Origin of the sequence: Nostoc sp., from assembly GCF_036919575.1 — a bacterium.
GTDB lineage: Bacteria > Cyanobacteriota > Cyanobacteriia > Cyanobacteriales > Nostocaceae > Nostoc.
This window is the reverse complement of sequence record NZ_JBALBY010000104.1, coordinates 12,910-24,851: the sequence shown is the minus strand read 5'-3', so window position 1 is coordinate 24,851 and position 11,942 is coordinate 12,910. Positions and strand designations below refer to the sequence as shown.

At 41.4% G+C, this 11,942-nt stretch carries 10 protein-coding genes; 4 read left to right on the top strand and 6 right to left on the bottom strand.

The window, feature by feature from the left end:
- Positions 1-276: 276 nt before the first annotated feature.
- The 4 genes from V7K27_RS25945 to V7K27_RS25930 form a co-directional block, all read right to left on the bottom strand.
- Positions 277-1,221: a GDP-L-fucose synthase family protein gene (locus V7K27_RS25945; protein WP_334951115.1), complete on the bottom strand. Its 945-nt coding sequence runs from the start codon at positions 1,219-1,221 to the stop codon at positions 277-279.
- Positions 1,222-1,245: 24 nt separating this feature from the next.
- Positions 1,246-2,325 carry a GDP-mannose 4,6-dehydratase gene (gene gmd, locus V7K27_RS25940; protein WP_334951114.1) on the bottom strand — a complete coding sequence of 360 codons (1,080 nt, stop codon included), beginning with the start codon at positions 2,323-2,325 and terminating at the stop codon, positions 1,246-1,248.
- A gap of 670 nt (positions 2,326-2,995) precedes the next feature.
- Entirely contained in the window at positions 2,996-3,754 is a 759-nt protein-coding gene (locus tag V7K27_RS25935; protein ID WP_334951188.1) for a sugar transferase, read from the bottom strand.
- Positions 3,755-3,866: 112 nt separating this feature from the next.
- A complete protein-coding gene (locus V7K27_RS25930; RefSeq protein WP_334951187.1) occupies positions 3,867-5,009 on the bottom strand; it encodes a glycosyltransferase in 1,143 nt (380 codons plus the stop codon).
- Positions 5,010-5,154: 145 nt separating this feature from the next.
- Between V7K27_RS25930 and V7K27_RS25925 the strand changes: the two genes are divergently transcribed.
- Positions 5,155-5,358 carry a hypothetical protein gene (locus tag V7K27_RS25925; protein ID WP_334951113.1) on the top strand — a complete coding sequence of 68 codons (204 nt, stop codon included), beginning with the start codon at positions 5,155-5,157 and terminating at the stop codon, positions 5,356-5,358.
- A gap of 18 nt (positions 5,359-5,376) precedes the next feature.
- A complete protein-coding gene (locus V7K27_RS25920) occupies positions 5,377-6,315 on the top strand; it encodes an NAD-dependent epimerase/dehydratase family protein (protein WP_334951111.1) in 939 nt (312 codons plus the stop codon).
- Between the two features lie 304 nt (positions 6,316-6,619).
- On the opposite strand, the gene V7K27_RS25915 is transcribed toward V7K27_RS25920, so the two are convergent.
- The gene (locus V7K27_RS25915; RefSeq protein ID WP_334951110.1) at positions 6,620-7,354 is read right to left on the bottom strand and encodes a Uma2 family endonuclease; all 735 of its coding nucleotides are present in this window, start codon (positions 7,352-7,354) and stop codon (positions 6,620-6,622) included.
- A gap of 81 nt (positions 7,355-7,435) precedes the next feature.
- Here V7K27_RS25915 and V7K27_RS25910 point away from each other — a divergent pair, with 81 nt between their 5' ends.
- Together V7K27_RS25910 and V7K27_RS25905 are read left to right on the top strand one after the other, a co-directional pair.
- Positions 7,436-8,032, top strand: coding sequence for an SMI1/KNR4 family protein (locus V7K27_RS25910; RefSeq protein ID WP_334785146.1), 597 nt, complete (start codon positions 7,436-7,438; stop codon positions 8,030-8,032).
- Between the two features lie 123 nt (positions 8,033-8,155).
- The gene (locus V7K27_RS25905) at positions 8,156-9,025 is read left to right on the top strand and encodes an SMP-30/gluconolactonase/LRE family protein (protein WP_334951109.1); all 870 of its coding nucleotides are present in this window, start codon (positions 8,156-8,158) and stop codon (positions 9,023-9,025) included.
- A 266-nt stretch (positions 9,026-9,291) separates the two neighbouring features.
- Here the strand turns inward: V7K27_RS25905 and V7K27_RS25900 are convergent, their stop codons facing one another.
- Positions 9,292-11,466: a DEAD/DEAH box helicase gene (locus tag V7K27_RS25900; RefSeq protein WP_334951108.1), complete on the bottom strand. Its 2,175-nt coding sequence runs from the start codon at positions 11,464-11,466 to the stop codon at positions 9,292-9,294.
- Positions 11,467-11,942: the final 476 nt, after the last annotated feature.

Here is an 11,942-nt window from a genome sequence, read left to right as displayed (position 1 = left end):
TAGGGGCAATTCATGAATCATGCGTGTCAACTTAAGCCTTGGCGAATGGAATTCGCGGCTACACAAACGAAGTCCACCTTCGTGGACTAATACAAAATCAAGGATTATTAACCCACGGAGGTGGGTTTTGTCTGTGTAGACGCGGTTTCTAACCGCCCTTTTAGCTTAAGTTGACACCAATGTTCATGAATTGCCCCTACAGCTTTGTCTATGAAAATTTATACAAAGAAGCTGGGCATCGCCCAGCTTCAGTACCCTACATTCACTAATACATCGTTATACAGCGTGTTGACGGTACCATTCAATGGTATTCTTTAGCCCTTCCTCAAAGTTCACCTCAGCAGTGAAATTAAAGGCTTGTTTCGCCCTTTCAGTATCTAAACAACGGCGGGGTTGACCATTCGGCTTGTCAGTTTGCCAAACAATTTCACCTTTAAACTCCATCAATTCGCAGATTAAAGTTACTAAATTCAGGATGGAGATTTCCTCACCCGTTCCCAAGTTAACTGGTTCCGATTCGTTATAGAATTGAGTCCCCATAACAATCCCCCGCGCTGCATCTTCAGAATAGAGAAACTCACGCGTGGGACTGCCATCACCCCAAACTGGAAGTAGCTTTTCTCCGTTAATTTGGGCTTCGTGAACTTTGCGAACTAATGCTGGAATAACATGGGAACTTCCGGGGTCAAAGTTATCTTCTGGGCCATATAAATTTACTGGCAGTAAGTAAATCCCATTAAAACCGTACTGCTGGCGGTAAGATTGCAATTGGACTAAAAGCGCTTTTTTTGCAATTCCGTAGGGGGCGTTGGTTTCCTCTGGGTAGCCATTCCAAAGATCATCTTCTTTGAATGGCACTGGGGTAAATTTAGGATAGGCGCAGATTGTGCCAATACAAACGAATTTTTCGACTCCAGCTTGATAGGCAGCGTGAATTAGCTGGGTTCCCATGATCAAGTTATCGTAAAATAACTCTGCGGGTTTTTCGCGGTTCAGACCGATGCCACCGACATGAGCTGCTAGGTGAATGATTATGTCTTGTTGGTCAACTGCACGTTGGCTATTTTCCCAAACACGTAGATCGGAATCATGCGATCGCGGTATTGTAATCTTCTCACGATCAGCCCCTGCTTTACACAGTTGATCGATCACCTGACGACCCAGAAACCCCGACCCACCAGTTACCAGAATACGTTGATTTTTTAGTTCTAAGGCGGTCATATTTTTATTCTCTGTGGTGCGAAATCAGAAGTGCAAAGCACCCAGTTCTTGACGAGTAGTAGCAATATCATGTTGAAATTGCGAACCATTTCCATTAGGTGAAGTGTGACCCAATGCTTGTAAGTCTGCTTCTACCATTAGAGAAACTAGTTCTTCAAAGGTTACTGATGTTGTCCAGCCTAACTTCTGCCGTGCTTTCGTAGAATCGCCAATCAATAACTCTACCTCAGATGGACGGAGGTAACGCTCATCAAACTCTACATAATCTTGCCAATTGAGATTCACATAACTAAATGCCAGTTCCAAAAACTCCCGTACCGAGTGAGTTTCACCAGTAGAAATTACGTAATCCTCTGGCTGGTCTTTCTGCAACATCAACCACATGGCTTTGACGTAATCTTTCGCATAGCCCCAATCTCGCTTGGCATCTAGATTACCCATGTAAATTTTTTTCTGCTTACCAGCAACGATACCAGCCACTGCTCTAGTAATTTTGCGGGTTACAAAGGTTTCACCTCGTCGTGGTGACTCGTGGTTAAAAAGTATGCCGTTACAAGCAAACAAACCATAAGATTCACGATAATTTACAGTTTGCCAGTGGGCGTAAACTTTCGCACAGGCATAGGGACTGCGCGGATAAAAGGGCGTTGTCTCAGTTTGAGGTACTGCTTGTACTAAACCGTACATTTCTGAAGAACCCGCCTGATAAAATCGCACCTGAATTCCGGTACGCTGTTGGTAGTCTCGAATTGCTTCCAACAGACGCAGCGTACCCATTCCTACAGTATCCACCGTATATTCTGGTGAATCAAAGCTGACTCTGACATGGGATTGAGCGCCCAGGTTATAAATCTCTACTGGTTTGACATCTTCTAAAATACGCCGCAAGGTCGTACCATCGGTCAAGTCACCGTAGTGCAGAAACAACCGCACTCCCTCTTTGTGGGGGTCTTCGTAAATGTGATCGATGCGGTCTGTGTTGAAGGTAGAAGTTCGGCGAATAATGCCATGAACCTCATAACCTTTTTCCAGCAAAAACTCAGTTAGATATGAACCATCTTGACCAGTAATACCAGTAATTAACGCTCGCTTTTCTTGCGTCATGCTCAATTCTCCTTTATTGTCTTTGATTAAAAAGTTACAGGCAATCTGATCCAACCTAGCAGCTAATTGCCGAATTGCGTAATGGGAAACCTACGAGTTATTGTGGTTATGATACTTTTTCCCTAAATAAATATACTTACATAAAAATGAATTTAACACGTAAACCAACCTGAGATAGATGAAGATTGTTTAATTATGTATATTTTTTTAGATAAAGATTCTTTTTGTGTAGGTTGTTTTTTGGTAAAACTTTATATATCTCTGGTTTTGTGAAGACGGATTGAAGAAGAATTCAGAATTCAGAATCCAGAATTCAGAATTCAGGAGTCAGGATTCAGAAGTAAAATAGGCTTTATACCTTGGTTTGAGACTTAACTTCTGTACTTCACTTTCCTTGAAATCTGCTGTAAGTATACGTAGGTTGGGTGGAGCGGAGCGCAACCCAACTGATTATCAGGATGTTGGGTTACGCAAAGCCTCCACCCAACAAAGCAATTTTTTTTTGAGCATTTTAGCCTAGACGGTCTACTACAAGACTACCGAGATTTTTTCAGAAATCAAATATGATTCCTATAGATAACTAAAAGTAAAGATGAACAGTCCGTTTTACAGGTAGAATTTGGTACTTAGGGGCATTAACTGCCCCACAGAATCGACCCTAAGTAGTTACTCAGTATGCCCCGTTATTTTTGGGCAGAATGACTATATCAACAGTTTTCAAGATGATCCATAAATCAAGCCATAAATTCCGAAATTTGACATAATGCAGGTCTATTTGGACTCGCCGAGGGTAGGGAATGTCATTACGCCCAGATACCTGCCACAAACCAGTAATTCCTGGACGGATTGTTAAAATCTCATCAATGTGAAAACCGTATTTTGGCAGTTCCTCTGCTACTAAGGGTCGGGGTCCAACTACACTCATGTCCCCTTTTAAAACGTTCCAGAACTGGGGAAATTCGTCTAAGCTGGTAATTCGCAAAAATCGACCAATTTTGGTAATCCGGGGGTCTTGTTTCAGCTTAAAACTGCTCTCAAATTCTTGTCGCAACTGGGGGGATGTTTCCATCATTTGCACGAGGACTTCGTCCGCATTGCTCACCATTGTTCGGAATTTAATACAATTAAATGCTTTGTAATTTTTCCCTACCCGTTCGTGGACATAAAAAATTGGACCTTCGGAGCTGAAAGCAATCAGCAAGGCCAAGATTAAGTAGACGGGGAAGAACAAAATTAACACCGACAGCGAAAACACTATATCGAACAGTCGTTTGGCAAACTCTCCGTTTAAACCCTGAAAAGATAAACCTTTGGGTTTAACTTTCGGCGTCTTTGTTTTTTGACCGCGTTTTAAGAAAGTACGCGTAGACGCTCTAGTGTCTTGCCGTACGCCTCGCTTGCCGGAGAGGAGTGAGCTCTGGGCAGTCATCATACTCCTTAATAATCCACACCACACATAGTCCCAATATTAAAGCCAAAATGAGGTGCTTCTGGGGGGAAATTGCCAAAAGCCTAAAAAAATAAGAGATTAACCAAGACCATCACTGCAAAAACGGTCTTTTTTCGTTGCACTTGTTTACAAAATCTAGATAACGAGTTGCAAAGATTTGCGGTGAAAACTGGGCGGCGTGCGATCGCATATACTCGGAACTGAATAAACTCTCATACATTTCAAACTTTTCTACTGCCTCCACCAAAGCTGCCTCTGTTTGTGTCCTGAAAAATATACCTGTCCCTGTATCCACATCAGAGCGGATATCTCGCACTGTTTCTAGAGCACCTCCTGCACCATAGGCAATCACTGGCGTGCCACAGGCTTGTGCTTCCACTAGGGCAATACCAAAATCTTCACAAGCTGCATACACAAAAGCCTTAGCCCTAGACATATATTTTTTTACCACATTATCGGGTTGCCATCCCAGTATTTGGATATTGGAGTTTGCCATCTCACGAATCTTTTTCATTTCATCTCCTGTACCAATTACTACTAATGGTCGTTTTAGTTGATTAAAAGCGTTGACAATCAACGATATTTGCTTGTAACTCACTAATCGGGAAACTGTCAGGTAAAAGTCCTCTTTCTCAGACAGAAATGGAAATTCCGCAATATTCACTGGTGGGTAGATGACTGTGGCTTCTCGCCGATAGCAACGCCAAATCCGTCGAGCTGTATGCTGGGAGTTGGCAATGAAGTAATCAACGCGATTGGCACTCAATACATCCCACTGGCGCAAACGATGTAATATATATCGCGTCATCCACCCAGGCAAACCACTACCCAATTTGCTGTAGCGTAGATAATCAAAGGTCAAGTCCCAGGCATAGCGCATCGGGCTGTGGCAGTAGCAAATATGCATCTGTTCGGGAGTGGTAAGAATTCCTTTGGCGACAGCGTGGGATGAAGACAGAATTACGTCATAATGCCGCAAATCCAGTTGTTCAATTGCCAACGGCCACAAAGGCAAGTATTTTTGTACACCGTTGCGGGCATAGGGAAAGTTCTGGAGAAAGGTCTTGCCAATCTGACGCTTGTATAAATAACTTTCTCTATTGCTGGATTCAAAATCGATGAGGGCATACAAATCAGCATCAATATGATTCAAAATTTCTCGGACAACGAGTTCTGAACCACCGGTGGCTTTAGGTGTCAGCCACTCATGAACTAGAGCATATTTCAAGGGCACAGCTAAACAATTCAAAATTCAAAATTCAAAATTGAAGATAGTTTTCTTAGACTCCGACTGAAAAGTTTCTCCTTGTGATTAATTAACGGGAAGCGCCCTAGATTAGCAAATGGGACGCAATCTTTCTTTCAGAGGTTCCAGATGGATGCTGCAACCTGATAACCTCAGATTGGGGCATTGGGCATTGGGCATTGGGCATTGGGCATGGGGCATGGGGCATTGGGCATGGGGCATTGGGCATTGGGCATTGGGCATTGGGCATTGTTTATTCTCATTGTCTCCCTCATCTCCCTCACTCCCTCACTCCCCACTCCCCACTCCCCACTCCCCACTCCTTAACAACAACTGATATAGAAAGGGGAAATTTATGCGAATTCTAATTATGGGTGGTACTCGGTTCATTGGTGTGTATTTGACTCAACTACTAGTGGAACAAGGACACGAGGTGGTGCTGTTCAATCGTGGGAATCGGCCAGGACCTCCTTTACAGGGAGTAGGACAAATTATAGGCGATCGCACGGATGCTACTCAATTAAAAGCAAAGTTATCGCCAGAAAACTTTGATGTCATTTTTGACAATAACGGACGGGAACTTACTGATACTCAACCACTGGCAGAGATTTTTCAAGACCGAGTGCAACATTTTGTGTATATGAGTTCTGCGGGGGTGTATCTCAAATCTGACCAATTGCCCCACATCGAAGGTGATCCGGTAGATCCCAAAAGTCGCCACAAGGGTAAACATGAAACAGAGGCTTACCTGACTCAAGTGGGATTGCCCTTTACCTCTATTCGTCCTACTTATATTTACGGACCTCGTAATTATAATGAATTGGAAGGTTGGTTTTTTGACAGAATTGTGCGCGATCGCCCGATTCCCATTCCCGGAAATGGACTGCATATCACACAGCTAGGTCATGTAAAAGACTTAGCACAAGCAATGACTCAGGTTTTGGGCAATAAACAAGCCATAGGAGAGATTTATAATATCTCTGGCGATCGCTTTGTCACTTTTGATGGTTTAGCCCGTGCTAGTGCTGTAGCTGCTGGCAAATCACCCGATGCTGTCAAAATCGTCCACTACGACCCGAAAAAGTTTGATTTTGGCAAGCGCAAAGCTTTTCCGATGCGGGTGCAGCATTTCTTTGCTTCGGTGAACAAAGCGCAAACAGAGTTAAACTGGCAACCTGAATATGATTTAATTTCCGGGCTGAATGACTCCTTAGAAAATGATTATTTGGCTAATGCAAAAGACAAAGCCGAAGTAGATTTTTCTGTAGATGAGGAAATTTTAAAAGCCTTGTGAGTCAAGATGTTTAGGGGCACATCGCTGTCATGCGTGTCAACTTAAGGTCAAATGCTTATCCCACAGGCATTTTACCCCACACGCCAGATGCTCCACTTGGGGAGACCCCAAGACCGCACTGGCTCCCCTTAATCCCCTCCCCGTGAACGGGGAGGGGAGATTTTGTCGCTAGACAAAAGCGGGGTGGGGTTCCGAGGACTTAATTGGTAATTGAGTAGGCTTGATATAACCTCATTGCGAGGGTTTCACGTTAAGTTGACACGTATGCACATCGCTGTGTGCCCCTACTGATGCGATCGCATCTTCAAAACTCATCAGGGTTAACGCCTAACTCTCGCAGTTGTGCTGCTAATCTGTTAGCACGTTGACTTTCTCGTTCTAGTTTTTCTAGCGGCGTGGGAAGCCAATTCCCGGATGCATCATACCAACGTAGCCACAATCGCTCAATTCGTTGGTAAGAACCTTGCCAAAGTCCTAAGCCCAGTTCCAAACCCGGCATCCACACCCGTGGGGTACTTAAGTCCAATTCGCTGTAGCGGTCTGCAACTAATTGGAATGCTTGGAGTTTGTCAGTGTAGCGGTCAAACACAATGTAGTAAGGAACTCGCAAAATCCGCTCATAAACTTCCCATTTGGTTGGGGGTTGGTTAATCTCCCGCAGAGTTTGTCCTAAGTCTTCTTTTTCAGTGCCAGGAGAAAGCAATTCTACCACTACAAAAGGAGCAACCCCTTCTTGCCAGATAACATAACTCAGACGCAAGTTTTGCTGTTCGTAGAGACGCGAAACTCCCACAGCAGCAAACCAATCTGGGCGTTTATACCACAGTGTATGCCGGAGGTCATAGTAAAGGTTTAAGTCGGTGGCAACAAAAACCTCCTCTGCTGTATAGTTAGGTGGATAGAAGGTTTCGCGCAGAAGTTGGGGTTGAAAAAGGTGAAATTCGTCAGGCAAACCAGAGTCCTCCGGGTATTCACTGGGAAGATCATACATGGTAGGTAGGACTTCTTTGGGGGAGAGAGGCGGGTCTGTTTGGTACATAAGGGGAATCTTGACCGACTAACTTTAAGTTAACGGATCAGGGCAAAGGTTTGGCAAAAATCAAAAGACAAATTTTTGAAAATGAATGAGCGCGAAAATATTCAACAATATTTCATAAATCTCCTAAAAATTCTCGAAAATCAAAGACCTGGATACATTGCTGTTTTAAAACAAGGTTTACTCGATGATGAAATTCAGAATAGCATTACAACTCATCCAATTCCTGAAGGTTTAATCGCTATATATTCATGTGTTAAAGGATGTTGTTTTGAACATCCTAATAATTTTGATTTTCCTACATACTTCCTTCCTGGATACGATTTAATCGAAATTGATAAAGTAGATAGCGTTATAAATCGTTTGCATAGCGTACATAAAAATCCAGACTGTTGGGGATGGCAACCAGATATGATTCCTTTTTTATACGGTAGCGGAGGTGATTACTATTGCGTCAGAACTTTGTCAGACGATCAATCAGTTGTATGGACTCCTAAAGATGATGTTTTATATATAATTTGTCAAAGTATTAAAGATTTTATTTTAATAGTTACGGAATGCTATAAACAAAATGCTTATTTTTTGGATGAAGATAGAGATTTGGAATGTAATTATGATTTAGAAGAAAAAATTATAGTAAATTTCAACCCGAATTATTATTATCAAAATGGTTTAAAATAAAAAGAATGATAAAACAACGCATAAAATCCATTTATTATAAATTAAACCAATAACTTAATACTAGAGATTGAGTTGACATTGGGTAAAGATGTATACTTGATTTAATATTTAAATTAACTGCTTATGGGACAATATCCACTCCACAATGTTCTAGAAGCCCGTGCGCGCTTAGGGGAAAGCCCGATCTGGGACTCTACACAAAACCTACTGTACTGGGTCGATATTTATAACCATCGGGTGCATCAGTTTCATCCTGCTACGGGGAAAAACTGCTTTTTTGATGTGGGAGATGTCGTAGGTGCGATCGCAACAGCAGGTGCAGATAGATTAATTATGGCGCTGCGTCATCACCTAGCATTTCTCAACACCCAGACAGGTGAAGTTACCCCCATTTTGGAGATTGAAGGAAATCTGCCAAATAACCGTCTTAATGATGGCAAATGCGACTCTCAAGGACGCTTTTGGTTTGGCTCAATGTGTTCTTTAGAAAAACCCCAGGCTAACCTCTATCGCTATGACCCTGACAATTCATTGCATGTCATAGAAATAGGATTAACTATCTCTAATGGTCTGGGGTGGAGTCCTGACGAAAAGACGTTTTACTTGACAGATTCCCCCCATAAAAAAATATACGCTTACGACTTTAATTCACTAACAGGAAATATTAGTAATCGCCGTATTTTTGTTGATTTAACTAATGAATCCTTCTATCCAGATGGGTTGACAATAGACAGTGAAGGATATATCTGGTCAGCTATGTGGGATGGATGGTGTGTGATTCGTTTCAACGCCAAGGGTGAAGAGATACTGCGGATAAAGCTACCAGTACAATTGCCAACTAGCTGTACTTTTGGCGGCGAAGATTTGCAAACACTTTACATTACCACTGCTTCAGTTGGACTCAGCCAATCAGAGATCGAAAAAAGTTTCTACTCTGGTGATTTGTTTGCTCTCAAAACTGATGCTACTGGATTACCTACTTATAATTTTTAGGAGTTATATAGGAATCATATTTGATTTCTGAAAAAATCTCGGTAGTCTTGCAGTAGACTGTCATGGCTTTAATGTTGCAAAAAAATTGTAGTTGGGTGGAGGCTTTGCGTAACCCAACATCCTGATAATCAGTTGGGTGGAGGCTTTGCGTAACCCAACCTACGTCTAATGCACTATTAAAGCCTTGAGGGTCTACTACGTGCATTTCAAAAATCAAATACTAGTCCTATAGCAACTTTCAGGTAATTAAACCATTGTGCTATTGTTTATTCTCTCCACAATCCCACTTGCTGTTTTAGTTCTCTCATATCTAAATAATCGCTAGCAAAAGCTTTTCGTAAAAGTGGATGAGGAATAAATTGATCATACTTTTGAATTTCTGGTGCTTCTGAAGTACTGACTAAATCTTCTGGACTAACTCTTTGTTCACACAATGAAGCAATTTCACGATAAAGATATTTAAATTTATCCTTGCCTAATTTAATTGTTAAATAATAAGGATTTACTCCGCCAATACTTGTAATTTCCAACGATTCCCGACAGTAGGAGTTGAGTAATCTTTCTAAGGTGCGATAAGCAACCGTACCCATCCAGGGAAAAATACAGCATTTACCTTTTTCCAATTGCAAGATATTTTGTTTATCTAATCCAACCTGCTGCACCAATTGGCGAACTTTATGTAAACGTTGCAAAGCATTTTTTTGCAAGTAACTATACTCGACATTCTCAAATAAAACTTGCTGCATTCTTTGCAAAACTTTGGTATGAATAGTACCACCACTACCACGCCAATAAATACTAGCTTTACCCTCAGCTTGTTTGACAAAAATAGCCTTCTTTTTAAAATCAACTTCTACAACTTCCCAAGTTCTTCCAGCTAAAGCAAATTGATTGCCAATAGCAGGCGGTGTGACGATACTGCCAATTTCCGTTGTACCTTGCTTCACAATATATTCTTGTTGTTCAGCAAAGACAGCATAAAACTGAAATTTTCTCACAATCTTTTCTCCTGCCAAACCCAAGATTAGTTTACCTTGTTCAGTATGCTGAATATGACCAATATCAATTAGATAGCGTAGCAATAGTTGGAATTCTTCTTTGGAAATAGCAGCAAAGGGCGGCAGACTAAAAATTTGTTTAGCTAGTGCATTAGGTGAAATTTCCCCCGTCGCTGTTAAAATACTCATTGTTTGGTGATAAAGTAAACTCAAAGGATATTTAATCGGTCTGATTGGTTCAATCCATTGCTCCTCTAAATAAAGTTGAATGATAGCGATAGACTGCAAAAGTTGCCAGGGTATTTGCTCTGGTAGAGAAGCTTCTGGTAAGGGTTTATCTTCAGCACAGATAAAACGCATATCGGCAGCTTCACCTCGTCTGCCACTACGTCCCAATCGCTGTAAAAAGCTAGCTACAGATAAGGGCGATTCTAACTGAATAACTCGCTCTAAATGACCGATATCTATGCCTAATTCTAAAGTCAGAGTCGCGGCGGTAACAGCTGGATTGTTGGGTTCACGCATCGCATTTTCAGCTGCTTGCCGCAAGCTAGCAGATATACTACCATGATGCACATGATATATATCTGGTAGTCCTTGTTGGGTGGCAATTTTTCGCAATGATGCTATTACAGATTCGGTACGCGTCCGATTATTAGCAAATATCAGGCATTTGCGAGATTTGCTGAGGTTGAAAAGATATTGTTCATCAGCTGTCGCCTCTGATTCATCCACTTCATCAGTAATATAAAAATGTTCTACAGCTAGTTTTATTTGGCGTTTTCTATCGTCAATTTGCGGTGTAATCACTGGCTTCTCTGTTCCAGAACGCAACCACTCTTCAGCTGTTGAGTAATCACCAAGAGTTGCTGATAAACCAATCCGGCGTGGTTGTTTTTGCGTCAACTTTGCTAAACGTTGTAATTGGCAAATAATTTGACAACCGCGTTCTGAACCCATAAATGCGTGAATTTCATCAATGATTACAAATCTTAAATCACCAAATAAGCGAAGTAGGTCGTTATTTTTGTTAATTAACAAACTTTCTAGAGATTCTGGTGTAATTTGGAGAATGCCTTGAGGATTCTTTAAAAGCTTGTTTTTTCGACTTTGAGAAACATCACCGTGCCAGTGCCAAACTGGAATATCTGCTTCTTTGAGTAAGTCGTTGAGGCGCTCAAATTGATCATTAATTAAAGCTTTGATTGGACTAATATATAATGCCCCGATAGTTGCAGCCGGGTTAGTATGTAATAGAGTCAAAACTGGCAGAAAGGCTGCTTCTGTTTTACCCGCAGCAGTTGCAGCAGTAACTAGTAAGTGAGCATCAGTATCAAATATAACTTGACAAGCGGCAATTTGAACTGGGCGTAATTCAGTCCACTGGTGATGATAAATATATTCTTGGATGAAGGGTGCAAGTCGGCTAAAGGCATCACTCATGTTTTTTATGGGTAATTAATAATATAGGAATCATATTTGATTTCTGAAAAAATCTCGGTAGTCTTGTAGTGGACCCTCTAGCCTAAAATGTTGCAAAAAAATTGTAGGTTGGGTGGAGGCTTTGCGTAACCCAACATCCTGATATATGTTGGGTTACGCTCCGCTCCACCCAACCTACGTCTACGTCTTTTGAAGGTTTGTAGTAAGCACTAAAGTGCTTAGAAAATAAGGACTGAAGTCCTTACTACGAACTTGCTTATCCATCAATTTAAACTTGACAGACTACTAGCTTATTACATAAAGAATGTAGGTAATGAAGGAATATTGATAAGAGATAACCTTGTAAAACTTGCACCATCAAATACTAAATCTGAATTCTGGTGAGTTCGGAAAAAGTGGTATTTTGGAAAATTTTATCGATTTTTCCTCCTATTGACTCAAGGCAGATTAACATTTATAAGTCAAACTGAAGTAAT

Excerpts from the sequence above, each read along its gene's own strand:
- V7K27_RS25945 (WP_334951115.1), bottom strand. The coding sequence starts at position 1,221 with ATGACCGCCTTAGAACTAAAAAATCAACGTATTCTGGTAACTGGTGGG.
- gmd (WP_334951114.1), bottom strand. The coding sequence starts at position 2,325 with ATGACGCAAGAAAAGCGAGCGTTAATTACTGGTATTACTGGTCAAGAT.
- V7K27_RS25935 (WP_334951188.1), bottom strand. The coding sequence starts at position 3,754 with ATGACTGCCCAGAGCTCACTCCTCTCCGGCAAGCGAGGCGTACGGCAA.
- V7K27_RS25925 (WP_334951113.1), top strand. The coding sequence starts at position 5,155 with ATGCTGCAACCTGATAACCTCAGATTGGGGCATTGGGCATTGGGCATT.
- V7K27_RS25920 (WP_334951111.1), top strand. The coding sequence starts at position 5,377 with ATGCGAATTCTAATTATGGGTGGTACTCGGTTCATTGGTGTGTATTTG.
- V7K27_RS25915 (WP_334951110.1), bottom strand. The coding sequence starts at position 7,354 with ATGTACCAAACAGACCCGCCTCTCTCCCCCAAAGAAGTCCTACCTACC.
- V7K27_RS25910 (WP_334785146.1), top strand. The coding sequence starts at position 7,436 with ATGAATGAGCGCGAAAATATTCAACAATATTTCATAAATCTCCTAAAA.
- V7K27_RS25905 (WP_334951109.1), top strand. The coding sequence starts at position 8,156 with ATGGGACAATATCCACTCCACAATGTTCTAGAAGCCCGTGCGCGCTTA.
- V7K27_RS25900 (WP_334951108.1), bottom strand. The coding sequence starts at position 11,466 with ATGAGTGATGCCTTTAGCCGACTTGCACCCTTCATCCAAGAATATATT.